General features: G+C 50.5%; 29 protein-coding genes. 23 read left to right on the top strand and 6 right to left on the bottom strand.

From position 1 onward, the window contains the following. The first annotated feature begins 9 nt into the window (after positions 1–9). From L2713_RS15040 to L2713_RS15135, 20 genes are all read left to right on the top strand, one after another. A complete protein-coding gene (locus L2713_RS15040; protein WP_011621155.1) occupies positions 10–258 on the top strand; it encodes an acyl carrier protein in 249 nt (82 codons plus the stop codon). Further along, on the top strand, positions 258–806 hold the full coding sequence (locus L2713_RS15045; RefSeq protein ID WP_011627439.1) for a COG4648 family protein: 549 nt from the start codon (positions 258–260) through the stop codon (positions 804–806). The genes L2713_RS15040 and L2713_RS15045 overlap by 1 nt, the downstream gene beginning before the upstream one ends. Next, positions 803–2167: an AMP-binding protein gene (locus L2713_RS15050; protein ID WP_089068670.1), complete on the top strand. Its 1365-nt coding sequence runs from the start codon at positions 803–805 to the stop codon at positions 2165–2167. The genes L2713_RS15045 and L2713_RS15050 overlap by 4 nt, the downstream gene beginning before the upstream one ends. Further along, positions 2160–2534 (top strand): ApeI family dehydratase, encoded by a 375-nt coding sequence (locus L2713_RS15055; RefSeq protein ID WP_011621152.1) that lies wholly within the window; start codon positions 2160–2162, stop codon positions 2532–2534. The genes L2713_RS15050 and L2713_RS15055 overlap by 8 nt, the downstream gene beginning before the upstream one ends. Positions 2535–2554: 20 nt before the next feature. Then, entirely contained in the window at positions 2555–4363 is a 1809-nt protein-coding gene (locus tag L2713_RS15060; protein ID WP_248968507.1) for a glycosyltransferase family 2 protein, read from the top strand. Beyond that, positions 4360–5925, top strand: a complete 1566-nt coding sequence (locus tag L2713_RS15065; RefSeq protein ID WP_248968433.1) for an HAL/PAL/TAL family ammonia-lyase — start codon at positions 4360–4362, stop codon at positions 5923–5925. Before L2713_RS15060 ends, L2713_RS15065 begins: the two co-directional genes overlap by 4 nt. Then, positions 5922–6356: an acyl-CoA thioesterase gene (locus tag L2713_RS15070; RefSeq protein ID WP_011621149.1), complete on the top strand. Its 435-nt coding sequence runs from the start codon at positions 5922–5924 to the stop codon at positions 6354–6356. The genes L2713_RS15065 and L2713_RS15070 overlap by 4 nt, the downstream gene beginning before the upstream one ends. Next, positions 6353–7171 carry an outer membrane lipoprotein carrier protein LolA gene (locus tag L2713_RS15075; protein WP_248968434.1) on the top strand — a complete coding sequence of 273 codons (819 nt, stop codon included), beginning with the start codon at positions 6353–6355 and terminating at the stop codon, positions 7169–7171. The genes L2713_RS15070 and L2713_RS15075 overlap by 4 nt, the downstream gene beginning before the upstream one ends. A gap of 9 nt (positions 7172–7180) precedes the next feature. Continuing rightward, positions 7181–9703 (top strand): MMPL family transporter, encoded by a 2523-nt coding sequence (locus L2713_RS15080; protein WP_248968435.1) that lies wholly within the window; start codon positions 7181–7183, stop codon positions 9701–9703. Then, the gene (locus L2713_RS15085) at positions 9704–11011 is read left to right on the top strand and encodes an NAD(P)/FAD-dependent oxidoreductase (protein ID WP_248968436.1); all 1308 of its coding nucleotides are present in this window, start codon (positions 9704–9706) and stop codon (positions 11009–11011) included. It abuts the gene before it with no gap. 4 nt (positions 11012–11015) lie between these two features. Next, positions 11016–11750, top strand: coding sequence for a DUF3261 domain-containing protein (locus L2713_RS15090; RefSeq protein ID WP_248968437.1), 735 nt, complete (start codon positions 11016–11018; stop codon positions 11748–11750). Positions 11751–11846: 96 nt separating this feature from the next. Continuing rightward, entirely contained in the window at positions 11847–13064 is a 1218-nt protein-coding gene (locus L2713_RS15095; RefSeq protein ID WP_248968438.1) for a beta-ketoacyl-[acyl-carrier-protein] synthase family protein, read from the top strand. A gap of 5 nt (positions 13065–13069) precedes the next feature. Then, the gene (locus L2713_RS15100; RefSeq protein ID WP_086903211.1) at positions 13070–13609 is read left to right on the top strand and encodes a hotdog family protein; all 540 of its coding nucleotides are present in this window, start codon (positions 13070–13072) and stop codon (positions 13607–13609) included. Positions 13610–13734: 125 nt separating this feature from the next. Next, positions 13735–14460 (top strand): 3-ketoacyl-ACP reductase FabG2, encoded by a 726-nt coding sequence (locus L2713_RS15105; RefSeq protein WP_011627449.1) that lies wholly within the window; start codon positions 13735–13737, stop codon positions 14458–14460. Further along, positions 14461–15714, top strand: coding sequence for a beta-ketoacyl-ACP synthase (locus tag L2713_RS15110; protein ID WP_248968439.1), 1254 nt, complete (start codon positions 14461–14463; stop codon positions 15712–15714). 10 nt (positions 15715–15724) lie between these two features. After that, the gene (locus L2713_RS15115) at positions 15725–16468 is read left to right on the top strand and encodes a hypothetical protein (RefSeq protein WP_086903214.1); all 744 of its coding nucleotides are present in this window, start codon (positions 15725–15727) and stop codon (positions 16466–16468) included. Positions 16469–16651: 183 nt separating this feature from the next. Continuing rightward, positions 16652–16894, top strand: coding sequence for a type II toxin-antitoxin system Phd/YefM family antitoxin (locus L2713_RS15120; RefSeq protein ID WP_011621139.1), 243 nt, complete (start codon positions 16652–16654; stop codon positions 16892–16894). An 8-nt stretch (positions 16895–16902) separates the two neighbouring features. Then, the gene (locus L2713_RS15125) at positions 16903–17166 is read left to right on the top strand and encodes a type II toxin-antitoxin system RelE/ParE family toxin (protein WP_346347597.1); all 264 of its coding nucleotides are present in this window, start codon (positions 16903–16905) and stop codon (positions 17164–17166) included. Positions 17167–17688: 522 nt separating this feature from the next. Beyond that, entirely contained in the window at positions 17689–18594 is a 906-nt protein-coding gene (locus L2713_RS15130; RefSeq protein WP_144345217.1) for an abortive infection family protein, read from the top strand. 621 nt (positions 18595–19215) lie between these two features. After that, positions 19216–19671: a GNAT family N-acetyltransferase gene (locus L2713_RS15135; protein ID WP_248968440.1), complete on the top strand. Its 456-nt coding sequence runs from the start codon at positions 19216–19218 to the stop codon at positions 19669–19671. A gap of 57 nt (positions 19672–19728) precedes the next feature. Here L2713_RS15135 and L2713_RS15140 read toward each other — a convergent pair whose 3' ends face one another. Then, positions 19729–20916 (bottom strand): benzoate/H(+) symporter BenE family transporter, encoded by a 1188-nt coding sequence (locus tag L2713_RS15140; RefSeq protein WP_248968508.1) that lies wholly within the window; start codon positions 20914–20916, stop codon positions 19729–19731. Between the two features lie 128 nt (positions 20917–21044). On the opposite strand from L2713_RS15140, the gene L2713_RS15145 reads away from it, so the two are divergent. The 3 genes from L2713_RS15145 (at position 21045) to L2713_RS15155 (ending at position 22240) form a co-directional block, all read left to right on the top strand. Next, positions 21045–21620 (top strand): helix-turn-helix domain-containing protein, encoded by a 576-nt coding sequence (locus L2713_RS15145; RefSeq protein ID WP_248968441.1) that lies wholly within the window; start codon positions 21045–21047, stop codon positions 21618–21620. A 95-nt stretch (positions 21621–21715) separates the two neighbouring features. After that, positions 21716–22039: a rhodanese-like domain-containing protein gene (locus tag L2713_RS15150; protein ID WP_011627458.1), complete on the top strand. Its 324-nt coding sequence runs from the start codon at positions 21716–21718 to the stop codon at positions 22037–22039. A 36-nt stretch (positions 22040–22075) separates the two neighbouring features. Next, the gene (locus L2713_RS15155; RefSeq protein WP_248968442.1) at positions 22076–22240 is read left to right on the top strand and encodes a hypothetical protein; all 165 of its coding nucleotides are present in this window, start codon (positions 22076–22078) and stop codon (positions 22238–22240) included. Positions 22241–22300: 60 nt separating this feature from the next. Here L2713_RS15155 and azoR read toward each other — a convergent pair whose 3' ends face one another. The 5 genes from azoR to L2713_RS15180 form a co-directional block, all read right to left on the bottom strand. Then, on the bottom strand, positions 22301–22897 hold the full coding sequence (azoR, locus tag L2713_RS15160; protein ID WP_109287123.1) for an FMN-dependent NADH-azoreductase: 597 nt from the start codon (positions 22895–22897) through the stop codon (positions 22301–22303). Between the two features lie 133 nt (positions 22898–23030). Continuing rightward, a complete protein-coding gene (locus L2713_RS15165) occupies positions 23031–23468 on the bottom strand; it encodes a thioesterase domain-containing protein (protein ID WP_248968443.1) in 438 nt (145 codons plus the stop codon). 38 nt (positions 23469–23506) lie between these two features. Further along, the gene (gene dtd, locus L2713_RS15170; RefSeq protein WP_011621125.1) at positions 23507–23944 is read right to left on the bottom strand and encodes a D-aminoacyl-tRNA deacylase; all 438 of its coding nucleotides are present in this window, start codon (positions 23942–23944) and stop codon (positions 23507–23509) included. Between the two features lie 15 nt (positions 23945–23959). Further along, positions 23960–24562, bottom strand: a complete 603-nt coding sequence (locus L2713_RS15175) for a hypothetical protein (RefSeq protein WP_248968444.1) — start codon at positions 24560–24562, stop codon at positions 23960–23962. Continuing rightward, positions 24559–25515 (bottom strand): alpha/beta fold hydrolase, encoded by a 957-nt coding sequence (locus L2713_RS15180; RefSeq protein WP_248968445.1) that lies wholly within the window; start codon positions 25513–25515, stop codon positions 24559–24561. Before L2713_RS15180 ends, L2713_RS15175 begins: the two co-directional genes overlap by 4 nt. Positions 25516–25524 lie beyond the last annotated feature (9 nt).

Consider the following 25524-nt stretch of genomic DNA (forward strand, 5'->3'; position numbering starts at 1 on the left):
GAGAGGAAGATGCAAAACCGCGAACAAATCCTCGCTATGTTGACCACGATTTTGGTGGATGAGTTTGAAATCGATGCCGATGCGATTACGCCAGAGGCGAATCTCTATCAAGAGTTAGATCTCGATAGCATCGATGCCGTCGACTTAGTAATTAAGCTACAGCAACTCACGGGCAAAAAAATTCAGCCCGACGAGTTTAAATCTGTGCGCACAGTCAACGATGTCGTTAACGCCATCGAAGGCCTAGTTAAAGACTAATGCGTGTCCTGCTACAAGTACTAACCGCACTCGCGCTGATTGCTTATCCAGTCGCCGTGTATTTAGGACTGAATTATCTGCCAGCAGGCACAATAGCCCTAGTGCTATGCCTCTTGTTGGTAGTGCGTTTAATGCTGCAAAAGCAAAAGGTTAAAACCTTAGTTTTGCCTTTGCTTGTGGGGATTGCGCTCACAGCGGGCAGTTTTGTCGCCAAACGCAGCGACTGGCTCTTGTATTACCCCGTGGTGATAAACCTCACCATGTTAGCCCTGTTTAGCTACTCGCTATACCAAGGCCCGAGCATGATTGAACGGCTCGCACGGCTCAAAGAGCCCGACTTGCCGGATGAAGCCATAGGTTATCTTAAAAAAGTCACCCTACTTTGGTGTGGCTTATTTATCCTAAACGGCACTGTGGCGGCCTATACCGCCGCGTTTACCAGCCTAGCAACTTGGACCTTGTATAACGGTTTGATTGCATACGTACTCATGGGACTGCTCCTCGGTGGGGAATGGTTATATCGCAGCTTTTGGTTGAAGAAGACATGACACAACTACTCAAAAACTGGTTAACCCAAGGGCCATTCGCCCAACAACTGATCAGCTTTAATCACCATGACATAGTCACAGGTGCCCTGTTTACCAATCAGGTTGCGCATTTCTACGAGCAGCTGCGCCAAGCGCCTGAACAAAAATGGTTACTGGCGAGTGATACCAGCGATCTGTTTGCCGTGGGTTTATGTGCCGCACTCTTGGCGGGCAAGGAAATTATTCTGCCGCCCAACACCCAAACCGGCACCCTGAGTGAACTGACCCATCAGTTTGAAGGCATATTGTCAGACAAGCCCCTGTGCGAGAGTCACGCCTTTATCCTGCTGAATAAAGAGCTGAGTCTGCCCACCAAACCTTGGCCAGAGAGCGACAACTTTGGTGAACTAGTGCTCTTTACCTCGGGCAGCAGTGGCGAGCCCAAGGCGATTCGCAAGAGCCTAAGGCAGCTCGATGCCGAAGTGACAGTGCTCGAGCACACCTTCGCCGAGCATTTACCCCATTGCAGTGTGGTCTCGACCGTTTCCCATCAGCATATCTACGGCTTGTTGTTTAAGATCCTCTGGCCATTAGCCGCCAGTCGCCCTTTTTTAAGCGAGCAGATCGAATACCCAGAAACCTTAAGCTACTACACCGCACTGTTGCCGAATTTGTGCCTCATCAGTAGCCCAGCGCAATTATCCCGTTTGCCTAAGGCACTAGAGCACGAACGCCAACTGCGATCACCTAGCTTAGTCTTCAGCTCCGGCGGGCCGTTAAGTTTCACCGCCGCCCAAGGGGTTGCCCAGTGCTATGGCCATTTACCCATAGAGATATTCGGCAGCACCGAAACTGGCGGTATCGCCTATCGTCGCCAACACGAGGCCGACGAACCATGGCAAGTGTTTGAACAAATTACCATAGACCAAGATGCTGACGATGGCGCCCTGCTGCTGAAGTCACCCTACTTGGCCGACGATCAATGGTTACGTTGCGAAGATAAAATCGAGCCGACGGCCAATGGCCAATTCAGGCTCAAGGGAAGACTCGATCGCATCGTTAAGATTGAAGAAAAACGTCTTTCACTGGCGCAAATGGAGACCTTGCTCTGTAGCCACGCCTATGTCGAGCAGGCTGCCTTGGTCGTATTGCCCCAGTTTAAATCCCAGTTAGGGGCGGTGATCACCCTGTCGCCATTAGGCAGAAGTGTGCACCAAGAGCAGGGCAAACTCAGTATCAACAACGCGTTAAAAGCGCATCTACTGACTCAGTTCGAGCGCGTGACTTTACCACGCCGCTGGCGTTACCCCGAAACCTTACCGTTAAACACTCAGGGCAAGCGCGTCGTCGCCCAGCTAGTTGAGTTATTTGACCATGATTAAGTCGAGTTTACCGCCGATCCTCGCATCAGAGATCGGCCCAGAGAGTATTGAACTGCGTCTCTTTGTCGCCGCCGATCTCGAATATTTTAACGGCCATTTTCCCGAGCAAGCCGTGCTCCCTGGCGTGACCCAACTCGATTGGGCCGTGCGCTTAGGTTGCGAGCATTTTGGTTACAACGCTGCGGTCGCCAATTTAGAAGTGCTAAAGTTTCAGCAGCTTATTCTGCCTGGGCAGGAAGTCACCTTAGCGATTAGTCATAATGCCGCCAAAGAGAAGTTAACCTTTGCCTACAGCGATGGCGACCACCGCTATGCCTCCGGGCGTATCAGCTTTGCTAGTCAGCAAGATGATGGAGCATCCCTGTGAGCGACGGTATGAGCGACACAATGCTAGTCCCGCCGAGTGATTTAATGGGCACTTCGCCAATCAAGTTAGCGCTGGTGATCCCCAATTACAATCATAGCGCCGCGATCGCCCAGACCTTAGTCGAGCTCGCCGCCCTCAATCTGCCCTGCTATTTGATAGACGATGGCAGCAACGATGAGACCCGCTATCTGCTGCAATCCTTGGCTGAGCAACACGACTGGGTGACCCTGCTGCAACACCCCTACAACCGCGGTAAAGGTGCGGCTGTGATGACAGGGCTTCGCCGCGCCTATCGCGATGGCTTTACCCATGTGCTACAGGTCGATGCCGATGGCCAGCATAATTTGAGCGATATCCCCGCCATGCTCGCCAAGGCGCAGGCCAAGCCGGATGCGCTGATCTCGGGCAAGCCCGAGTACGACGAGTCCGTCCCCAAGGGGCGACTCTATGGCCGTTACCTCACCCACTTTTGGGTATGGGTCGAAACCTTAAGCTTTGATATTCAAGATTCGATGTGCGGATTTAGGGTATATCCCTTGGCTGCCACCGAGCGGCTATTGAGCCAGCACGCCCTCACGGAGCGGATGGATTTTGATATCGAAATCCTCGTCAAACTCTACTGGCAAGGGGTGGAGATCCTGTTTCACCCCACTAAAGTCATTTATCCCGAAAACGGCGTCAGCCACTTTCAAGGTGTGGCCGATAATGTGCGCATCACTAAGCTGCATACCCGATTATTTTTCGGCATGTTAAAACGCCTGCCACAACTGCTGCGCCGTAAACAGAAGGCTCAATCACCCCAAAACGATAAGGCCTCAACCCATTGGTCGGGGATGAAGGAGCGCGGCAGTTATTGGGGCATAAAACTGTTGGTCGAAAGCTACCGTTTCGGCGGCCATTGGCTGTGCCGCGCCATTATGTATCCGGTGATTTGTTATTTCTTCTTGACGGGCAAAGTCAGCCGTGAGGCCTCGTTGGATTTTCTGCGCCGTGCGCAACGCCTCGAGCCGCAACATCCCCAATTGAATCAGCCCATTGGCTGGCGCGATAGCCTGAACCACTTTCTCGCCTTTGGTAATGCCGCGCTCGATAGAATCGATGCCTGGTGCGACCGCATTCAATTAAGCCAAGTGGATTTTCCCGATCGCCAAGTGCTGGCTGATCAACTAGAAAGCGGCAAAGGCGCGGTGTTATTGGTTTCTCACTTGGGCAATCTCGAACTGTGCCGCGCGATTTCAATCCACCAGCGTAAGGTCAAAGTGAATGTCATGGTGTTAACTAGCCATGCCGAAAACTTTAATAATGTACTCAAGCAATTAAACCCCGATAGCACGCTGAATTTGATCCAAGTAACCGAGCTTAATCCCGCCACCTCTATGCTGCTGCAGCAAAAGATTGAAGACGGTGAGTTAGTGGTGATTGCAGGCGATAGAACCTCATCCCACTCCCAAGGACGCGTGGTATACGCGCCATTTATGGGTGAAGAGGCAGCCTTCCCGCAGGGGCCATTTATTCTAGCCGGCCTCTTGGATTGCCCTGTGTATCTGATGTTCTGCCTGCGCGAACAAGGGCGATATCGCGTGCATTTAGAGCACTTTAGCAACAGCCTCAAAGGGCCACGTGCAGGGCGAATGGAAAGACTACAACAGGCGGTGCATAACTACAGCGAGCGCCTAGAACACTACGCAAGGCGTGAGCCTTTGCAGTGGTTTAACTTTTTTGATTTTTGGCGGGACGATAGCAAGGTCAACCGCGCGACACCCGCCCCACAAACGACAGCAGCACTCCCGGAGCAGGAGCGCACTACAGACAGGACAGAGCATTTATGAGCCACGCAGTTACTCACACGACAACCGCTGAGCCGCCAATCGAATTTGGTCGTCAGTTACTCACATTAGAGCAAGTCGTCGCCGTTGCTAAGGGTGCTAAAGTCAAATTCTGTGATGATGCCGATTACCAAGCGTATATCCAAAAGGGCGCCCGCTTTATCGATAGCCTGCTGCACGAAGAAGGTGTGGTTTACGGCGTTACCACCGGCTATGGCGACTCTTGCACTGTCAACGTGAGTCTCGACTTAGTCCATGAGTTGCCACTGCACTTATCCCGCTTCCATGGCTGTGGCCTCGGCGAAATCTTGAGCGTGATGCAGGCGCGCGCCGTGATGGCTTGCCGTTTAAACTCCCTCGCGATTGGTAAATCCGGCGTGACCTACGAGCTATTAAAGCGCATCGAAACCTTGCTTAATCTCAATATAGTGCCAGTGATCCCAGAGGAAGGTTCGGTCGGCGCCAGCGGTGACTTAACGCCACTGTCTTACCTTGCCGCCGTGTTAGTTGGCGAGCGCGAAGTGATTTATAACGGCGAGCGCAGAGCCACCCAAGAGGTTTACCGCGAGCTGAACATCACGCCCCATGTGCTGCGCCCTAAGGAAGGCTTAGCCCTGATGAATGGCACGGCGGTGATGACGGCATTAGCCTGTTTAGCCTTTGATCGCGCACAATATTTAGCGCGTTTAGCCAGCCGCATTACCGCCATGGCGTCCTTAACCCTCAAAGGTAACTCGAACCATTTCGACGATATTCTGTTTGCCGCCAAACCCCATCCGGGGCAAAACCAAATCGCGGCTTGGATTAGGGAAGATTTGAACCACCATGTTCACCCCCGCAATTCAGATCGTCTGCAGGACAGATATTCCATCCGCTGCGCGCCGCACATCATTGGCGTATTGCAGGATGCGCTGCCCTTTATGCGCCAATTTATCGAGACTGAAGTTAACAGCGCCAACGATAATCCCATAGTCGATGGTGAAGGCGAGCATATTCTCCATGGCGGCCATTTTTACGGCGGACACATTGCCTTTGCGATGGATTCCTTGAAAAACACTGTCGCCAACATCGCCGATCTCATCGACCGCCAAATGGCATTAGTGATGGACCCTAAGTTTAACAACGGTTTACCCGCTAACCTTTCGGGTTCAACTGGGCCACGCCGCGCCATCAACCATGGCTTTAAGGCGGTGCAAATCGGCGTATCAGCTTGGACGGCAGAGGCGCTCAAGCACACTATGCCCGCGAGCGTTTTTTCTCGCTCAACCGAATGCCATAACCAAGATAAAGTCAGCATGGGCACTATCGCCGCCCGTGACTGTATGCGCGTATTGCAACTCACAGAGCAAGTCGCCGCCGCAGCCCTGCTTGCCATGACTCAAGGCATTGATCTTCGTATTAAACAAAACGAGCTAGACGAAGCCTCGCTGACCCCTTCGCTGGCGACCACACTCGCCCAAGTGCGCGCCGATTTTGAGCCATTAGTCGAAGACAGACCGCTCGAAGCCGTGCTGCGCCAAACCGTTGCGAAAATCCAAGCGGGCGAATGGGAAGTGTGCCGATGAAAGCCTTGCTCAGCATAGAAATGGACATGCAGATCCCCTTCCACGATGTGGATTCGATGGGGATCACTTGGCATGGTAATTACCTGCGTTATTTCGAGATTGCCCGCTGCAAATTGCTCGACGAGTTAGGCTACAACTATCGCCAAATGCAGGCCTCGAACTACGCTTGGCCGATTATTGATTTGCAGATCAAATACGTTAAGGCCAGCACCTTCGAGCAAAACATTACCGTGCGCGCCGAGTTGGTCGAGTGGGAAAATCGCTTAAAAATCAATTATCAAATCCGTGATACGGCAACTGGTGAGCGTATTACCAAGGGCTATACCATTCAGGCGGCGGTGGATATGACGAGCCAAGAAATGTGCTTTGTGACGCCAGAGATATTCCGCAGCAAAATCGCCCCGCTGCTGGCAAAGGCGGATAGCGAATGATTTCCCTCCTTGCACGTTCTAAGTGGTGGCTAGGGTTCTGCCAAAGCCTACTCTTAAGCTGCACACTGCTGTTTGGCTCGGCACAGGCGCAGAGCCTCGCCGATTTGAACCTCACAAGTTCGAGCCAATATCAGCCCCTATTTAACCAAGGAGCCGATAGCGCCGCATTACTCGCCCTTAGCCAAAAACTTAACCTTGGCGAGACGGTGCGCGGCCACTTTGTGCAATCGCGCCAGCTTAAAGTGCTGAAAAAGCCGCTAGTGAGCCAAGGCCAGTTTGTATTCGACAAAGACCAAGGGCTGATCTGGCAGCAACTTAACCCCTTCGAATCCCTGCTAATTTTAAAAGATAAGCAACTGATCCAAAAAGATAGCCAAGGGCGAGTGCAAATCAGCCAAGCCGATGCTTCGGCAAGCGCGGCGGCCATGGGGGATTTGTTACCGAGTCTAGTGAATGCCATGCTGGGCGGCGATATTTCGGGCTTAAGTGCAAACTTCGAACTGCACTTTTTAGCCCAAGAACCCTTAGCGCAAGACAAGTCGTCACAAGAAAGCTCAAGTTCAAGCAGCGCAGACTGGCAGTTGGGATTAACTCCAAAAGATCCGCTGATGAAGAAGGCTATCGCCCACATGGTGCTCGAAGGCAGCGATACTTTACACGCCTTAGTGCTACTCAGCGCCAAGCCGAGTGTGAGTCCGCAGGATATCACCCGTATCGATTTTAGCGAGCTGCGCCAAGGTCCACTGAGTGAGGCTGAGTTAGCCCAATATGCCATCAGCCAGACGAGTTCTAAAGACGCGGGTTCAAGGGAGTAAGGCAGAATCATGGCGCCCAAGATTGCCACGCGTATTGGCCATAGCCTGATGCAAACCTCGACTAAATGGCGCTTCGCTATTTGGTTGTGTTTGATGCTGGCGGCAAGCCTGTGGACGCTGCAACAGTGGCAAAATGGGGCTAAGGTACAAAGCGATATTCTCGCCATGTTGCCCCATCTGCAGCAGGATGCACTCACGGCGCGCGCCCTCGAACAAGTGGAATCGACACTCGCCGATCAAGTGTATCTCGCCCTGATTGCCGAGGATGAACCTCAGGCGATTGCGGCGGCAACACTCCTGATGGAGCAGCTTAAGACTCAACATACCGCTTTTACCGATATTCGCAGCGCCGATCTGCAGATGGGTGAAGCCCTAGGGCAATTTTATTTCCCCTATCGCTTTAAACTGCTCACCCCTGAACAAACCAAAGCCTTAAGCCATGATGGCCTCGAGCACTTAATCGCCTCGGCCACTCAGCAGCTCTACAACGCCTTTAGTTATGCCAATAGCCAACTCTTGACCCAAGATCCTTTGCTGTTGTTTCCCGACAATTTGCTCGCCCTTGCGCCTAGTTCGAAACTGAGCGCCAGCCAAGGGATTTTACTTGCTCATCCCAACCAAGGTGTTGATACCAAACAAGGTGTTGATAACAGTGAAGGCGTGGCCGCCATTGTGATGGCAAAAGGCACAGATAGCGCCTTTAACCCTAATGCGCAGTTACGCCAGCAAGCGGCACTCACTCAAGCGCTGAATGCCGTCAGCGCCCAATATGCCAGCGTTAAAGTGTTACAGGCGGGCGCGCTGTTCCATGCCATAGAGGCTACCAATACCGCGAAGAGCGAAATCTCTGTTCTCGGTCTCGCCTCTTTGCTCGGCGTAGTGTTATTTGTTTGGCTCGCCTTTCGCTCCGTGATGCCACTCTTGCTGGCGATGGTGACCATAGGCAGCGGCCTGCTGCTGGCGGTGACCTTTACCTTAAGCGTGTTCGGAGAACTGCATTTACTCACTCTCGTCTTTGGCACTAGCCTGATTGGGATTGCCATAGACTACAGTTTCCATTTTTACTGCGAGCGGTTAAGCGATAATGAGCGTAGCGCGCAGGCGACCGTGGCCTATATCTTCCCCACAGTGTCACTCGCCTTTATCACCAGCGCCTTGGCCTATGTTGGTATCGGTTTAGCGCCGTTTCCCGGCATGCAGCAGGTGGCAATTTTCTGCGCCTCGGGCTTACTCGGCGCCTACCTGACGTTAGTGCTCGCCTATCCATTATTGGCGGGCAGCAAGTTGCCTTCGGGAGAACGCCCGTTAACTCTGGCACAGGCTTATCTTGCGAAACTCACTGGGTTCTCCAATAAACTGGTCTCGCCATGGGGATTGAGTCTGTTTGCCTTAGTGCTCGCGGGAGTTTGTCTGCTGGGGATCAGCAAGCTTAACGTCGATGATGATATTCGCCATTTACAGCAAAGCCCTGCGAGCGTGACTGAACCTGAAGACAAGCTCAGAAAATTACTCAGTGGCGGCACGGATAATCAGTTTTTATTGGTGCGCGCCTCCAGCGAAGAAGCCTTACTGCAACGACTCGAAGCCCTCAGTCCGCAGCTCGATGCCGCCATTAAACAGCAAGAGCTGGGCAACTATGTCAGCCTTAGCCGTTATCTGCCAAGCAAGCAAAAGCAGGATGCAGCGTATCAATTACAGGGCAAGATTTACCAATCGCAATTAACCACAGTGCTAAACAACATTGGCCTCGATGACAACCTAGCACCTGAGCTTTCTGCCGCCTATCTTGCCGCTAAGGATAGCTATATCACCCCGGCGGATTTTTTCGAGCTGGGCCTAGGCAAACAGTTAGCGCCACTCTGGCTTGCACCGCAGGGATTCGCACAGCTTGAGCACTCAACAGAGTCAGCGACCAGTCTAGATAATACCAACCTAGGGAATGATAGCCATGGCGCTATAGTGCTGCTTGGTGGTATTGAAGATATTGCGGCCCTCAAGGCGCGCTTTGCCGAGGATCCGCAGGTACAGCTTATAGATAAGGTCGCGGATATTTCCACCGTGATGGGCCACTATCGCCTGCTTACCCTGAAGTTATTGGGGCTAGCACTCGTTATCGCCCTCTTACTATTTAGCCTGAGCTTTGGCGTTAAAAGAGCCGCCCTAGTGGTCGCCGTACCCGCGCTGGCCGCCTTACTCACCTTGGCCATTTTAGGCTTAGTCGGCTCGCCCTTAAGCTTGTTTCATGCGCTGGCGCTGATTTTAGTCTTCGGGATTGGGATAGATTACAGTTTGTTCTTTGCCTCTGCCCAGCAACATGGCAAGGCAGTGATGATGGCGGTGTTTATGTCCGCCTGTTCGACCCTATTGGCCTTTGGCTTACTCGCCTTTAGCCAAACCCAAGCTATTCATTATTTTGGATTAACCCTGTCCCTCGGCATAGGGTTTACCTTTGTACTTTCGCCATTGATTTTGACCACCAGTCAGGTTTTAACCACCAACAAGGTCTCGATACCTACAAGGAATGTTATTTAAATGTCCACATCTACCGCTGCAAGCTCCGCACAGTCCCACTCCCTTTCCGTCGATGTGGCCATTATTGGCGCAGGCCCCTCGGGCTCGATTGCCGCTAGCCTATTGCATAAGCAAGGCAAACGGGTATTAGTGCTAGAAAAACAACACTTTCCACGCTTTTCTATCGGCGAGAGCCTGCTGCCCTGCTGTATGCAATTTATTGAAGAAGCGGGCATGTTAGAGGCGCTGAATGCGGCGGGATTCCAGTATAAAAATGGCGCCGCCTTCCGTCGCGATGGGGTGTATACCACCTTTGACTTTACCGACAAATTTACCCCAGGACCGGGCACAACCTTCCAAGTGCAACGGGCAAACTTCGACAAATTGCTCGCCGATACCGCAGCAAGCTTTGGGGTAGAGATCCGTTACGGTGAAACCGTTGAGGCAATCGATTTAAGCGCCAACCCGCGCTTAAGCGTGCGTAACGAGCAAGGTGAGCTGTACCAAGTTGAGGCGCAATATGTGCTCGATGCCAGCGGTTTTGGCCGAGTATTGCCACGACTACTCAACCTCGAAACGCCGTCGTCGCTGCCGACCCGCAGCGCTATCTTCACCCATGTGGAAGATAACATCAGCGATCCCGACTTCGACCGGAATAAGATTTTAATTAGTGTTCATCCGCAGCATCAGGATATTTGGTACTGGTTAATTCCCTTCAGCAACGGCCGTTGCTCGCTCGGCGTCGTGGCAGAACCGCAATTACTCGCGCGCCTCGAAGGCGATTTAGAGCAGCAGCTGCTGACCATAGTTAAAGAAGAACCCGGCCTGAAAGCATTGCTGGCCAATGCTAAAGTCGCTCAGCCCTGTGCAACACTCAAGGGCTACTCCGCCAACGTATCGCGCCTCGCCACCGACAAGTTTGCCCTGCTGGGCAACGCGGGCGAGTTCCTCGATCCGGTGTTTTCATCGGGCGTAACTATCGCCATGCAGTCGGCATCCATGGCGGCGAAATACGTGCTTAAACAGCTTAATGGCGATACCGTCGATTGGCCCGCCGAGTACTCGGCGCCGTTAATGCAAGGGGTGAACACCTTCCGCACTTACGTGCAGGCTTGGTACGATGGTCGCTTCCAAGATGTGATTTTTTACGAAAATCCGAATCCTAAAATCAAACAGATGATCTGCTCGATTTTGGCTGGCTATGCTTGGGATGTGCAAAATCCCTTTGTTAAAGAATCCGAGCGACGTCTAAACATGGTGGTAGAGCTATGTCGGCAACAAGCCGAACTCAGCGCCGAACCTGACGTTAGCGAATTAGCCGAGGTGTAATTCGATGCACTTAAGCCTTAAAGCCAAAGGTCGCCCCAAAGCGATAGCAACCTTTTCCCTGCTCCTTATCAGCCTAGGTTTGATGGGATGCAGCGAACTGCTCTATCGGCAAACCTGTGTTGGCTTGGCGAAAGATATGCGTTATTGCTTAGCGCCACTCCCCCGTGATTTCGGCCCTGCAACAGATAAACCGCTCACCAAGCCGCTGACGAATGACCCTAAAATTCAAGGCAATAGTCAGCAAGGTGACAGCAAGGCTGGAGTATCCTCACCCCAGTCCTTTAGTCAAAAGGTGAGCATTAAGGTGGGCGATAATACCCACGAGCTACTCACCCAGCTCGAACTCGAAGGAGAACGGATGACACTGGTCGGGCTCGCGCCCCTAGGTCAGGCATTGTTTACCTTGGTTTACGATGGGAATACACTCAGCAGTGAACAGAGTCTCTTGCTAGGGGATGAGTTTAAGGCCGAATACCTGATGGCGATGATTCAACTCATCTATTGGCCGGAGCAGAGTATTAAAAGCCATTTAGAGGGCGGCGAGTTAGTGACAGGACTGTGTGACGCTATTCCCTGTCGCCAGTTTTATAGCCAAGACACGCTGATCAGTCGCAGTGATAATCAGACTCAAGTGATACAAATTCGTTATCAGCAACAGAGCGATGATGCTCTCTGGCAGGCGCACATTAATTTGACCATGCCACAGGCAAAGTTTGAGTTAGAGATACAACCCATTTAATCGTCTTTTGACCATGCCATAGGCACCCGTTAACAGCCAATCGATATGAGCTTTTAGCATTGCTCGCATCAAAGGCCATAGGTATAGCAAGCAGCAATGAACAACAGAGTCGCCATTACACAGATTGGATTGTGTACCCCGTTAGGGCAAACGCCCGAACAGGTGTTAGCCCGCTTGATTGCAGGCGATACCAGTGCCATGCAAACCAGTGACACCCTGCTATTTGGGGAGTCGACACTGGTCGCGCCCGTCACTGAGCCGTTACCGACGATACCTGCCGCACTGGTGCAATTCGATTGTCGCAATAATCAATTACTCCTTGCTGCCGCACTGCAAATTCGCGATGCCGTAGAGCAAGCTAAAAGTGACTTTGGTGCCGACCGCATCGGCGTAGTCTTAGGCACCAGCACCTCGGGGATTTCGAAGGGCGAAGCCGCCTTGGCCTATCGCAATCAACACGGCCACTTCCCCGCCGATTACCATTACTTCCAACAGGAATTGGGCAGCACCAGCGATTTTTTACGCCAGTTATTTGCGCTCCAAGGCCCCTGCTACACCATTTCGACCGCCTGCTCATCCAGCGCTAAGGTATTTGCCAGCGCCAAACGCCTACTCGAGGCCAAGCTGTGCGACATGGTGATCGTTGGCGGCATTGACAGCCTGTGCCAACTGACAGTCAACGGGTTTCACGCCTTAGAATCGGTTTCCAAGGGACATTGCAATCCCTTCAGCGCCAATCGTGATGGCATCAATATCGGTGAAGGCGCCGCGCTATTTACCCTGACCTTAGCGACAGACAACATAGCAAATGAAGCCTGCGTTTTGCTTGCAGGCATTGGCGAGTCGAGCGATGCGCATCATATGTCGGCGCCGCATCCCGAAGGTGCGGGGGCGATTGCCGCCATGCAGGCCGCGCTTGATGATGCACAGATTTCGGCGCAACAGATTGATTATATAAACTTACATGGCACAGCAACGCCTAAAAATGATGCGATGGAAAGCCGCGCCGTACTCTCGGTATTTGGTGACACGCCACCACCCGCAAGCTCAACCAAACCGCTGGTTGGCCATACCTTAGGTGCCGCGGGCGCGATTGAAGCCGCATTTTGTTATTTATTGCTCTCACCCCATAATCACCATTTTGCCCTGCCTCCCCATAGGTATGATGGGCAGCCAGATCCACAGGATCCCAGCATAGCCTTAGTCGCGCCCAAACAATGCGCCGAGCATGGCAAGCTTAACTATGTGATGAGCAACTCCTTCGCCTTTGGTGGCAGCAATGCCAGCCTGATTTTTTGCCGTAAAGGGGCTTAAGTTTTATGTCCAGTTCTACTGACACTGCAATGGCACCCGCCGAGCCGATGTGGCTGCAACAATTAGCCGAGCAGAATATTGCCGATTTTATTCCGCATCGTGCGCCAATGATCTTGATTGATAAGATCATTCGCCATCAGCAGGATGCGCTCGAAACCGAAGTGCAGATCAGCCCTCAGAGTGCTTATTTTGACGAGCAACGTCAGGCCGTCCCCAATTATGTAGGCATCGAATACATGGCGCAGAGCATCGCCGCCCTCGCCGGTGTAGAGGCCAAACTGCGCCACGATAAAATCCGAGTGGGTTTTTTATTGGGATCGCGTAAATTAGCCTTGCACACAGCGCAGTACGAGCTCAACCGCCGCTACCGCACTCAGGTTAAACGCCTCTATCAAGAAGAGTCGGGACTGGCGGTATTCGATTGCCAGATTTATCTGTTGCCCGAGGCTGGAGCGGAGCAAACACCACAACTTGTGGCCGAGGCCAATGTGAACGTGTTCCAACCCCAGGACACCCAAGCGTATATCGCCTCCAGTCAGGCTTAATGTCTGGCCTAGCGCTCACAAGCGCCAAGCTTTAAACCGACGCAACGTCAGTCGCACTACAAAAGGATTTAGCCCTTTGATGCATAAACAACTCATCATCAAGCATCACGGGTGGAGAAATAAAGATGAATAACAGAGTATTAGTCACAGGTTCGAGCCGCGGTATTGGCAAAGCCATCGCCCTTAAACTGGCCGCAGCGGGCTACGATATCGCCCTGCATTATCACAGCAATCAGGCCGCAGCCGATGCCAGCGCCGCAGAACTTAGCGCCCTTGGGGTGAACGTCAGCCTATTAAAGTTTGATGTTGCCGACCGCGCCGCCGTAAAAGCCGCCATAGAAGCCGATATTGAGGCCAATGGCGCCTATTATGGCGTGATACTCAATGCGGGCATTAACCGTGACAATGCCTTCCCAGCGATGAGCGAAACCGAGTGGGACAGCGTGATCCACACTAACCTCGATGGTTTTTACAATGTGATTCATCCCTGTGTTATGCCCATGGTACAAGGCCGTAAGGGTGGACGAATCATCACCTTGGCCTCAGTCTCAGGTATAGCGGGCAACCGTGGACAGGTCAATTACAGCGCTTCTAAGGCCGGATTGATTGGCGCCACTAAGGCGCTGTCCCTAGAGCTGGCTAAACGTAAGATCACCGTCAACTGTATCGCCCCAGGTTTGATCGAAACCGATATGGTGGCGGATATTCCTAAGGATATGGTCGAGCAGTTAGTGCCGATGCGCCGCATGGGTAAACCCAATGAAATCGCAGCGTTAGCCGCCTTTTTAATGTCGGACGATGCCGCCTATATTACGCGCCAAGTGATTTCGGTGAATGGAGGCATGATCTAAATGACGCAGCGCAATCCCCTAGGCAGACGTGTCGTCGTTACCGGTATCGGCGGTATCAGCGCCCTAGGCCATGACTGGCCAAGTATCGCAAGCAGCCTTAAGGCACAAAAAAACTGTGTCGTGACGATGGCCAAATGGGACAAATACGACGGACTAAACACCCGCCTTGCTGCACCCATTACTGACTTTGAGGTGCCTAGCCACTATTCCCGCAAAAAGATCCGCTCCATGGGACGCGTCTCGATTATGGCGACTCGCGCCAGCGAACTTGCGCTGATGGATGCGGGGCTCTTGGACGACCCTATCGTCACCTCGGGGGAAATGGGCATTGCCTATGGTTCCTCCACTGGCAGTACTGATCCGCTGGTCGCCTTTGGCGATATGCTCAAAAATGGCGATATGTCAGGCGTCACCGCCACCAGCTATATCCGCATGATGGCACACACCACTGCGGTAAACGTGGGGGTATTCTTTGGTCTTAAGGGACGCATTCATACCACCAGCAGCGCCTGTACTTCGGGCAGCCAAGGCATAGGTTACGCCTATGAGGCCATCAAATACGGGCAACAGACCTTAATGCTCGCGGGCGGCGGTGAAGAACTCTGCCCGACCGAGGCCGTGGTATTCGACACCCTGTTTGCCACCAGCACTAAAAATGCCACCCCTGAGTTAACGCCTCGCCCCTTCGATGCCCATCGCGACGGTTTAGTGATTGGTGAAGGCGCTTGTACGCTGGTACTCGAAGAGTTAGAACACGCCATGGCGCGCGGCGCGAAAATTTACGCCGAGATCGTCGGTTTTGGCACTAACTCCGATGGTCAGCATGTGACTCAGCCCAATAGCGATACCATGGAAATCGCCATTCGCTTAGCCCTTAAGGATGCTGCGCTCACGCCCGATGCCATTGGCTATGTAAATGCCCACGGCACAGCGACCGACCGCGGTGATGTTGCCGAAACCCATGCGACCCATGCCGTCTTCGGTGCGGATATGCCGATTTCATCCCTTAAAAGCTACACAGGCCATACCTTAGGCGCCTGCGGCGCGTTAGAAGCTTGGGTGAGTATCGAGATGATGAATGCGGGCTGGTTTGCTCCCACGCTCAATCTCGACAATATCGACCCAGAATGTGCCGCACTCGATTACATTCGCGGCGAGCCACGTGCGCTCGACACCGACTATGTGATGAGCAATAACTTCGCCTTTGGCGGCATCAACACCTCACTGATTTTTAAACGCTGGAAAACGACATAAGGACATACCAATGAAACCACTAGTAGCAAGCATATTACTCGGCATCAGCTTATTTAGCTCTCCCCTATGGGCAGAGGAATACACGGTTGAAACCTATCAAGAAATTTTTAAAGGCGACAATCAATTTAAGCAAAAACAAGCCATCGAAGCCCTGACGATTGCCGGATTATCCGATCCCGCTATTTACGATGTGTTAGAGGCCAAATTGATCGAATCGCTGCCCCTCGCCACCGAGAAAAATGCCATCGACTACAGCGCTTGGTTAGTCAAAGGCTTAGCCTACTCGGGTAACGATAAGTACAGCGAAACTATCAACAGCATAGTGCGTGGCAACTTTCATAAGAAACTGAAAAAGTACGCGACCCAAGCACTTGAGAACCTAGATAAATACAAAAAATGGAACGCCATTTTAGCGGACAAGAGCCAATATGTGGCCGAACAAAGTCCTAAAAACAATGCCTATGCCAATGCATTAAAGAGCGACGATTTAGAGTTGATGCGCCTTGCCGCTAAACGCATGATGGACGATCAAAACTACGATGATTTTCTCTTAGAGCGTCTGAGCGTTGAACTTAAAAATCCACGCCTAATGAGCAACGACAAGTTAGCCATCGATACCTACGCCAATATGGCCAAGGCCCTCGCCGCATCGGGCAATACCCAATACCGCGAAGTCATTGAAAATATTGCCAACAACAACCCAAACAAAAAGCTGAAAAGCTACGCCGAGAGCTACCTGAAGAAGTACTACTAATCCCTTTGGATTCGTAAAAGCGTTAACAATAAGCCGAGAATCATCTCGGCTTATTGCTCTCTTTTGTAGGCAAGTCATCATCAAGTGAACCCATCTTTAGCACAAATCGCACGATTTAATCATTTTGACCATTTCGCTCAATAAACTATACTGCCACTGTATTTCCAAAACGGGGCTTAACTCATGCAAACCTTAACCGCTAATGACGCCAAACGAAATTTTGGTGAGTTGCTGCTAAACGCTCAACGTGAACCCATCAAGATCAGCAAAAACAGTAAAGATGCGGTTGTGGTCATGTCTATCCACGATTACGAACAGCTTGAGGCGATGAAAGCCGACTATCTGAAGCACTGTTTCAACGCTGCCAAAGAAGATTTAGCGAAGGGCAATGTGGTTGATGGTGAAGATTTTCTTAACGCCCTGTAGCCACTCACATGGATAATAAACGCTATAAACTTAGTAGGTTAGCTCAGACTCACCTACAACAGATTAAAGACTACACTCTTCAACACTTTTCTGAGTCACAGTGGCACAAATATAAAGAAAGCCTTATCTCCGGTTTGCAAATGTTAGCCAATAACCCCGGATTAGGCAGAAGCTGCAACGATATTTATCCCAACGGTTTCTACTTTCCTATAGGTAAACACACCGCCTACTTCACCAAAGAAGCCGACTTTATCCTTATCGTTGCCTGTTAGGTCAACCACAACTCCCCCAAAATCATCTGAAATAGCCTTACGACACTGTAAAAGAAGCCGTGGACTCTAAGTTGGTAAACGAGAGCTATGGAAGGTGGACAGGCAGTTAAACATAGATATTGTTCAGAGTGAGGCCAGCCATGGTACTGGCTCGACGACACGCAGCTAGTCCATCCCTGGATGCTCGACCGCCCCGTCCATGGGGCGGACGGTCGTCTCACCAATCACCATGGTTTGCCTTTCGAGCACAGACAACATCTGAAAGCTTAAAAGACTAGTGTCACATTCACACTATCAAAACGAAGTAGTTATAGTTGATAGTCAACATTATCGGTATTGAGCATTTTATTAATAAATATCAATTTATTACGATAACATTTGACATAGAGAATACTTAAATAATGCGCACTTTATACCCAGAATTATTTTTGCTATTGTAGAAATCAAATTTTTAAATCAGCTGCTTGCTTTACCAAATGCAAAGGGTGAATTTGTGTGTGATTATTTGACTAGGAAATGCCTGTGTTAGGAAATATATTTGATGTTTTCTCAAGGAGAAAACACTCCCACGAGAAAAAAGTAAAACCTATCGCTAAAACCTTCCGAAATCGTTATTTCATGATTTTTGAAGAATTTTTTTCTGATAATACATTTACTGCATTAACTGAAATTCATAAAAAACTGTGTTTTCTACACGGCAAATACCAATTAGTCGACAATGCGTATAGGGGAATGTCTCAAGCAGATGAAGTCTTAAATTTTATAATGGTATGTGAAGATAAGCACTTGCTAGACGTAATTGAATATACATTCCAAGTTATGACTTGGAATGAAAGAAATAGAGAAGAAGAACTGATTGTTCAAATCAACGAGTTTCTAGCCGTTGACGATCTTCCTTACTATTTAACAAAAACAGTATGGGAAGAAGTTCAAACTTATTTTCACGGTTCCCCTGCAACCAGTAAACAAATTCGAGAATATCCCAAAGTCATTCGAAAAGATTCAGACTTAATTCATGATAATGCAATAGAACCTGCACTTTCGTTATTGCGTAAGCCTGACCTACTGAATGCTAATGAAGAATTTATGCTTGCTTTACAAGACTTCAAAAAAGGTGATTACAAGGACTGTGTTAGTAAATGTTGTAGTTCATTCGAAAGTGTAATGAAGGTAATTTGTAAAAGGCGTGGTTACACCTACACTGAAAAACTAACTGCCGCCCCTTTATTGAATACAATTATTTCCAACTCGGAGCTGGATTCGTTTTGGGAACAGCCGTTAATATTGATAGCTACAATACGCAACCGATTAAGTTATTCACATGGCGCAGGCAACGAAAATAAATCCGTTCCTGAACATGTAGCTCAATACTCTATTAATGCTACCGCTTCAGCTATTTTGTTGCTGTGTGAAGAAGCGTATGAGTAACGACATATAATCGAGTCGCCGGGGGTATTTAGCCTCCAGTCCCCTACATACAACACCGAGTTGGGTGTAAAAGATCAGACTGACATAACTTTATTCATTAAAATTCGACCAATAACACCTGAGCCTAAGGAATACACCATCCCCTCGGAGTTGCCGCAGGGCTAATAGACAAATTGCGTGAGTCTCGCCATGGATGGCGAGCTAGCTTTCGCAGGTGCAGGGACGCATCCTTCGGAAGCGATAGCAAATTTGGCTATGAGCACAAGGGGCTTTCAACTCCGTTAGGGGCGTCTTGGAGCATCCAAGGAGGATAGGACGAGCAGTCCTCCTTGGTCGGGTGTGGGGTGAAGCCCCACGACTTTGATTTTATCTAAAAATCCAAACTAAGTTGGGAAAGATCTAGTGGCGACTTTTCTAGCATTTACTAGGCTCCATAGAAAGAAAACAAAATAAAACAGGAAGTTATTTCTCTTGCTATAAAGACTGATATTAACCTCTTCCCTAAATGTTGGCCTACCCTTTGCTTAGTCACCGCAGCGTGTTAACCCTAAAAACAACCAGACGCGATAACGCTATGATGGATAAGCGACAACACAGGGAATTTTAATCTTGAGAGCAACAATGAAAATAATACTAGATGATCTAAAAGGGCCTGAAATTGCAGCACTTTTAACTGAGCACCTTGAAGATATGCGGGCAACCTCGCCACCAGAAAGTGTGCACGCATTAGACCTTGATGGCCTGCGCCAACCCAATATTCGCTTTTGGACACTGTGGGATGGCCGCAATCTGGCAGGCTGCGGTGCACTAAAATGGTTAGATGCCGAGCATGCGGAGATCAAATCGATGCGTACCGCCACCACCTACAAACAACAAGGGATCGCTTCTAAGGTATTGCAGCACTTGATCAATGATGCCAAAGCCGCAGGTGTGCAGCGCCTGAGCCTAGAGACAGGTTCGATGGCCTTTTTCCAGCCAGCTCGTAACCTGTATGCTAAATTTGGTTTCGAGCTGTGCGGCCCCTTTGCCGATTACGTGCTCAACCCCAATAGCCTGTTTATGACCAAAAAGCTCTAGGCCTCTGCACACATCAATTCACTAAGGTAGCAAACCTCAGTCTAGACCTAGCCACAGCTAAGCTTTTGCCTGTTTAGTTGTGGTTAAGGCGCGATGCTTGTGCCAGTAATGCATTAAAAATCCGAGTAATAATCCCCAGAAGGCGCTGCCAATCCCCAATACACTCACACCCGATGCGGTGACGAGAAACGTAATCACCGCCACTTCTCGCTCGTCGTTATCCGCAAGCGCAGCTGTCAGACTGTTACCTATGGTGCCAAGCAGGGCTAATCCTGCAATCGCGAGTACCAACTCCTTCGGAAACGCGGCGAAGAGCCCCACTACAGTGGCGCCGAGTAGACCTGTCATCAAATAAAAAACACCGCCCCACACAGCAGCCCAGTAACGGGTCGCGGGATTTGGGTCAGCCTCTTTACCCATACAAATCGCCGCTGTAATGGCGGATAAGTTAAAGGCAAAACCGCCAAGGGGGGCAAACAATACGCCCATCAGACCCGTCACGGTAATTAATGGCGAGATAGGCGGGCGATAACCATGACCGTGCAGCGCGGCGACGCCAGGCATATTTTGTGAGGCCATAGTCACCACAAATAAGGGCAGCGCCACACCCACTACGCTGGTGACAGAAAACGCAGGCGCTATCCATACGGGAGCCGCGAATTGCAACTCAAGCTTATCGAGTTGCAGTAGATCCAATTGATAACTCATCCCTATCCCCGCAACGAGGGTGAGTAACATAATGTAACGCGGCGCCCAGGGCTTAAGCACAACAAATACTAATAACATCAATAGGATTAAGCTCAGTTGAGTCTGCATGGCTTGAAACAGTCCTAAACCAAACTGCAGTAAAATCCCCGCTAACATGGCCGAAGCGACTGACTGCGGCATGATACGAATAAGCTTATCCATCCAGCCCGCCAAGCCGCATAGAGTGATCAACAAAGAGCTGATCAGGAAGGCACCAACGGCTTCGTGGATACTTAATCCCGCAAGGCTGCTAACCATCAGCGCCGCCCCGGGGGTCGACCATGCCGTAAGTACCGGATTTTTATAGTAGAGAGACAGGCCAATACTGGTGAGCCCCATGCCGACACCTAAGGCCCACAGCCATGAACTCATCTGTGCCGATGTCGCGCCCACGGCATCCGCCGCCTGCAGGATAATCACCGCCGAACTGCTATAACCCACCAGCACAGCAATAAAGCCCGCCGATATTTTTGATAGTCCCAAAGCCTCGCGCCACATCATCCCTACTCCTACCTTTGCCTTGATCATCACATCATTAATTACTTGTGCGCTATAACGCACGAGATGGACAAGATAGCACCTGTGCGTTATAACGTACAAATAATTTTTTTAAGCGTCATAACCTAATGCAGACCATCAACAGCTATCTTGCCGCGACCCTAAAACAACTGCGCAGCCAAAAGGGTTGGAGTTTAGATAAAGCGGCACTCGAGACAGGCGTAAGCAAGGCCATGATAGGCCAGATTGAGCGCGGCGAATCTAGCCCCACCATTGCTACCCTGTGGAAAATCGCTAGCGGTTTTAATATCTCACTCTCAACTTTTCTGGAGCCAACGCCCGAGAGCCAAGGCGCGGTCTTTCGTAACGCCGATGCATTACGCCAAAAGCCTGCAACCGACGGCATGTTAGTGGCGTCGCTATTTCCCTTTGAGCCACGCTTTGGTTTTGAGATGTTTGAACTCACTCTATTGCCGCACTATGAACGCCTTTCCGAGCCCCATGAGGCGGGCGTGACCGAGCATGTGATTGTACTGAGCGGCACCATGGAAGTGTTAGTCGATGGCCAGTGGCAGCCATTACAGCAGGGCGAGGCCGTGCGCTTTGCCGCCGATAAACCCCACGGTTACCGCAACTTGAGCGATCACCCCGTGGTGTTTCATGATCTTATCCACTATCACAGGGAAGCGCCCGCCACCGAATAACGCCGACAAGCCAAGCGCCCAACAGATTGCCGCTTGCGCCCGCCAATCCATTAGAATAAACTTATTTAAAATTTTCTAATCATAGAGGCAAAGCTATGTTTCAATCTTTACTGGCTAAATTATCTGGCAGCAGCAACGGTGAAAAATGTTGGCAATTGATTGATCAAGGTGCGCGCGTTATCGATGTGCGCTCACCGGAGGAGTTTGCCTCGGGTCATTTGCCTCAGGCCATTAACGTACCGCTGCCAACACTCGACCAATGGTTGCATCAGGTCGAAAATAAACAGCATCCCTTTGTGCTTTACTGCGGCGCAGGCATTCGTGCCCAAAAGGGCTGCGATATTTTAAGGGCCAATGGTTTTGAATGTGTGGTCAATGGTGGCTCGCTAAAAGATTTAGTGTGCTGCCAGCCAAGCTAAGGCCTAAGCCAAACAACGATGCGTGAAGAGGTGCAGATGACAACAAAGTGCCCGCGCCCACCTAGCGGCGAACAACCGCCTCTGCCCAAAGTGGTTCGCGAAACCTGCTACAGCGTGAGCCGTAATCGTGGCCAAGCGAGCGCCAAAGTGCGTTATATCGAAACCAGCGCTATGTCCCTTGGCTGCAAACTGTGCGAATAATTGTGTTCTGCATAAACAAAAATGCCAGCTAAGATGCTGGCATTTTTATTATTTTTACGATTAAACCGCTAGCTTATCGATACTGGCTTTAGCTTCGCTGATCCCTTTTTGGTTGGCTTCTGGACCCATGTTCAGCGCTTCGCCATAAACCACTTCCACGTCGGTGATACCGATAAAACCGAGGAAGGTTTTTAAGAAAGGTACAATGTGATCCGTTGGACCATCTTTATGAGCACCACCACGGGTGGTTATCAACACGGCGCGTTTACCTTCCACTAAGCCTTTAGGACCGTTTTCGGTATAAGTGAAAGTCACACCGGCACGGGCCACAAAATCAATCCAGTTTTTCAGCTGAGTTGGAATGTTGAAGTTGTACATAGGCGCAGTGATCACGATAGTGTCGTTTGCTTTTAACTCTTCAACTAAGGCGTTAGACAGGTCGAGCATCTCTTGCTGACGTGCAGTTAACTCAGCGCCGCCACGCAGGCCAGAGGCAATTTCACCATCAACCATTGGCAACACATCTTTACCCGCTAAATCGCGAACTGTGATGGTCGCGCCTTGGTCTTCCCATTTACCGATCAGGTGGTCAACTAACAAGGCAGATTGTGAATAACCGCCAAGAATACTGGATTTTAACACTAGGACTTTAGACATAATCTGCTCCGAAAATTGAAATTCTTGAGAGTCTTTCAACTTGCTCTCGACTCTATGGGCTTAGTTTATTAGCCCATAAAAAAGAAAAAAAGCGGATAAAATTTGAGATTAATTTCGATTTTATAGAAAGGTTTTACATTTTAGGCACACTGACATACAAACCATCGAATTGTGCGCAGAGTTTGTCGTCACAAAAAAGTTGTACTTCGAGTTTTACCTTGGCTTTACGCCCCCGTTGCAGCGGGCTTAAATCCGTTTCAGGCCAACGCACTTTGACCTCGGGCGCACAGGTCACGGGCGCCATGTAACGGATATGGGCATCGGCTAACACTATGTCGCCATCCACCCGTTGAAGCTGCTGTTGCAGCCACACCATGCCCCAGCCTGTGAGGGTCATAAGGGTATAAATACTGCCCGCAAACATAGTGTTATGCAGGTTGATATTCGGCGTCAGTGGCGCACTCACGCGTAGCTCCCCTTCGGCGAAGGAAACTGGCGCTATCTGCATAAACTCGCTAACGGGAATGGTGCTATGCCAGGTCTGGCGCAATTGGTTCAATAATTCGTCCATGTGCATGTCCTTACTGCCGTTGGCACATTTCCTGTGGGTTATACCTGCAAATTGAAGGTCACTGGGCCATCGTTGACCAGCTCGACCTTCATGTCGGCGCCAAATTGTCCCGTTTCTGTAGTCACACCCTGCGCACGGCAAAAGGCGACAAATTCTTCATACAGGCCAAGCGCTTGCTCAGGAGTACCCGCCCCCGAAAAGCTCGGGCGCAGGCCACGGCCAGTGTCGGCGGCCAAGGTAAATTGCGACACCACTAAAAGCGAGCCCCCCGCCTGAGTTAAGTTGAGATTCATCTTGCCATTTTCATCGGAAAACACTCGATAACTCATCACTTTAGTGGCTAATTTTTCCATCTTCTCGCGGTTATCTTCCCGCTCAACCCCAAGTAAAACTAACAAGCCCTTATCGATTGCACCTATGGTTTGATTGTCCACCACGACGCTGGCGCGGCTCACTCTTTGAATTAAAGCGATCACAACTTTTCCTTTAAATTAAGACTTAACGAGGGGCATCAAGGGGATAGGACGCAGATACTGCTCCACACCTTCGGGTAATGACTGGGCAATTTCAGCTAAGCCGCCATCGGTCCATAACATAAAGCGGCGAAGTTCCTCGATTTCGACCTTATCGGCAAAGGTCACAGTGCCTTGGATTTGGATCACCGCGCCCTGCTCACGTAGCACGAATTTAGCAAAATTGAGCTTGGCATTCAGCTCGCCAATCACAGCGGGCAGTTCAGGATTGGCCTGCAACTGCGGATGCACCGCATAAAAACGGTTCATCAGAATACGGTCAATCCCCGCAGCATTCATACTGGGTTCGAGCATAAAATCATTATTGCCAAATTGCACCGCAACCTTATCCGCCCCAACTTTGGTGGCTAAATAGTTGGCATCGATTAAAGCCTGATACAAGGTATCGGCGGCGGCCTCGTTGGTCATTCCGGCCAATTGCACCACTTTAGGCGCCACGGGAGCGCGCGCCTCGGTAGATTCGACCACAGAAGAAGAGGATTGAGATTCTGGGGTAGAGGATGAGGTGGCCGCGCAGGCTGTTAATCCCAAAATGGCGGCAATAATAACGGCTAATTTCATGCTAGCTCCTGTCGCTTTATCCAAGTCCACATGGCTTGGATCTCGAGTGTGACGGCAAGTGAGAGTATGTCACTATTCAGCGAATGCCCACCATCGACAATGGTATGAATTTGTATCCTAGGGTTGTCGATTTTTGCCAAAAATGCGGCTAATAAGCGTGCCGGACAGACAGCATCCTGCGTGCCTTGTAATAGCAGGGTACGCGCTGCGACTTGAGATGTCACCCGTTGTAATACGCTGAACATATTGAAGTAATCGTTTTTTGCATAGTGCAGCTCGATTTGAGCTAAGGCCAATAACGGCGTTGTAAGCCGCTTAGGTAGACCAGTTGGTACGCCCGCTAAGGTTAATTCCCATTGGATCCAACGGCGGGCAAATTCATGACGGGTTGCTTCATCTTGGGCGTTCAATCCTAGCTGATAGTGCGTAAATAAATCCGCCAATCCAATAGAAGGTGCAGCAAATTCACGGTAAGCCTGCGGATATAACTGCGCCGCGCCAGATGGGCCATAGAGCCATTCAATACCCGCCTTGGAGGGAATAAATATTGCCCACAGCACTTGGGCAATCACTCGATGGGGAAATAAGCCACTGTAAATTAAGGCTAAGGTGGCGCCAAATGAGCCACCCGCTAGGCACCAATGCTCTATGCCTAAGTGAATGCGAATCGCCTCAATATCACAGATAAGCCCATTTAAATGGTTATGTTCCAACTCGCCAGCAGGCAGTGATTGTCCCGCACCACGTTGATCTAACAGTAAAATCCAATACTGCTCGGGGTTAAATAAACTCAGTTCACTGACCGAAGCCCCTGCCCCTGGACCACCATGCAAATACAGCAGCGGAATCCCCTGCGGATTACCATATTGAGCAAGATGCAACTGCTGCCCATTGCCCATCATCAGCCAATCACGGCGGATAAAAGGGGCAAGCTGATGGGCGTCAGTGATCATAGGTGGGAT

The organism is Shewanella seohaensis (genome assembly GCF_023283775.1).
Taxonomy (GTDB): Bacteria; Pseudomonadota; Gammaproteobacteria; order Enterobacterales; family Shewanellaceae; genus Shewanella; species Shewanella seohaensis.

Excerpts from the sequence above, each read along its gene's own strand:
- L2713_RS15040 (WP_011621155.1), top strand. The coding sequence starts at position 10 with ATGCAAAACCGCGAACAAATCCTCGCTATGTTGACCACGATTTTGGTG.
- L2713_RS15045 (WP_011627439.1), top strand. The coding sequence starts at position 258 with ATGCGTGTCCTGCTACAAGTACTAACCGCACTCGCGCTGATTGCTTAT.
- L2713_RS15050 (WP_089068670.1), top strand. The coding sequence starts at position 803 with ATGACACAACTACTCAAAAACTGGTTAACCCAAGGGCCATTCGCCCAA.
- L2713_RS15055 (WP_011621152.1), top strand. The coding sequence starts at position 2,160 with ATGATTAAGTCGAGTTTACCGCCGATCCTCGCATCAGAGATCGGCCCA.
- L2713_RS15060 (WP_248968507.1), top strand. The coding sequence starts at position 2,555 with ATGCTAGTCCCGCCGAGTGATTTAATGGGCACTTCGCCAATCAAGTTA.
- L2713_RS15065 (WP_248968433.1), top strand. The coding sequence starts at position 4,360 with ATGAGCCACGCAGTTACTCACACGACAACCGCTGAGCCGCCAATCGAA.
- L2713_RS15070 (WP_011621149.1), top strand. The coding sequence starts at position 5,922 with ATGAAAGCCTTGCTCAGCATAGAAATGGACATGCAGATCCCCTTCCAC.
- L2713_RS15075 (WP_248968434.1), top strand. The coding sequence starts at position 6,353 with ATGATTTCCCTCCTTGCACGTTCTAAGTGGTGGCTAGGGTTCTGCCAA.
- L2713_RS15080 (WP_248968435.1), top strand. The coding sequence starts at position 7,181 with ATGGCGCCCAAGATTGCCACGCGTATTGGCCATAGCCTGATGCAAACC.
- L2713_RS15085 (WP_248968436.1), top strand. The coding sequence starts at position 9,704 with ATGTCCACATCTACCGCTGCAAGCTCCGCACAGTCCCACTCCCTTTCC.
- L2713_RS15090 (WP_248968437.1), top strand. The coding sequence starts at position 11,016 with ATGCACTTAAGCCTTAAAGCCAAAGGTCGCCCCAAAGCGATAGCAACC.
- L2713_RS15095 (WP_248968438.1), top strand. The coding sequence starts at position 11,847 with ATGAACAACAGAGTCGCCATTACACAGATTGGATTGTGTACCCCGTTA.
- L2713_RS15100 (WP_086903211.1), top strand. The coding sequence starts at position 13,070 with ATGTCCAGTTCTACTGACACTGCAATGGCACCCGCCGAGCCGATGTGG.
- L2713_RS15105 (WP_011627449.1), top strand. The coding sequence starts at position 13,735 with ATGAATAACAGAGTATTAGTCACAGGTTCGAGCCGCGGTATTGGCAAA.
- L2713_RS15110 (WP_248968439.1), top strand. The coding sequence starts at position 14,461 with ATGACGCAGCGCAATCCCCTAGGCAGACGTGTCGTCGTTACCGGTATC.
- L2713_RS15115 (WP_086903214.1), top strand. The coding sequence starts at position 15,725 with ATGAAACCACTAGTAGCAAGCATATTACTCGGCATCAGCTTATTTAGC.
- L2713_RS15120 (WP_011621139.1), top strand. The coding sequence starts at position 16,652 with ATGCAAACCTTAACCGCTAATGACGCCAAACGAAATTTTGGTGAGTTG.
- L2713_RS15125 (WP_346347597.1), top strand. The coding sequence starts at position 16,903 with ATGGATAATAAACGCTATAAACTTAGTAGGTTAGCTCAGACTCACCTA.
- L2713_RS15135 (WP_248968440.1), top strand. The coding sequence starts at position 19,216 with ATGAAAATAATACTAGATGATCTAAAAGGGCCTGAAATTGCAGCACTT.
- L2713_RS15140 (WP_248968508.1), bottom strand. The coding sequence starts at position 20,916 with ATGTGGCGCGAGGCTTTGGGACTATCAAAAATATCGGCGGGCTTTATT.
- L2713_RS15145 (WP_248968441.1), top strand. The coding sequence starts at position 21,045 with ATGCAGACCATCAACAGCTATCTTGCCGCGACCCTAAAACAACTGCGC.
- L2713_RS15150 (WP_011627458.1), top strand. The coding sequence starts at position 21,716 with ATGTTTCAATCTTTACTGGCTAAATTATCTGGCAGCAGCAACGGTGAA.
- L2713_RS15155 (WP_248968442.1), top strand. The coding sequence starts at position 22,076 with ATGACAACAAAGTGCCCGCGCCCACCTAGCGGCGAACAACCGCCTCTG.
- azoR (WP_109287123.1), bottom strand. The coding sequence starts at position 22,897 with ATGTCTAAAGTCCTAGTGTTAAAATCCAGTATTCTTGGCGGTTATTCA.
- L2713_RS15165 (WP_248968443.1), bottom strand. The coding sequence starts at position 23,468 with ATGGACGAATTATTGAACCAATTGCGCCAGACCTGGCATAGCACCATT.
- L2713_RS15175 (WP_248968444.1), bottom strand. The coding sequence starts at position 24,562 with ATGAAATTAGCCGTTATTATTGCCGCCATTTTGGGATTAACAGCCTGC.
- L2713_RS15180 (WP_248968445.1), bottom strand. The coding sequence starts at position 25,515 with ATGATCACTGACGCCCATCAGCTTGCCCCTTTTATCCGCCGTGATTGG.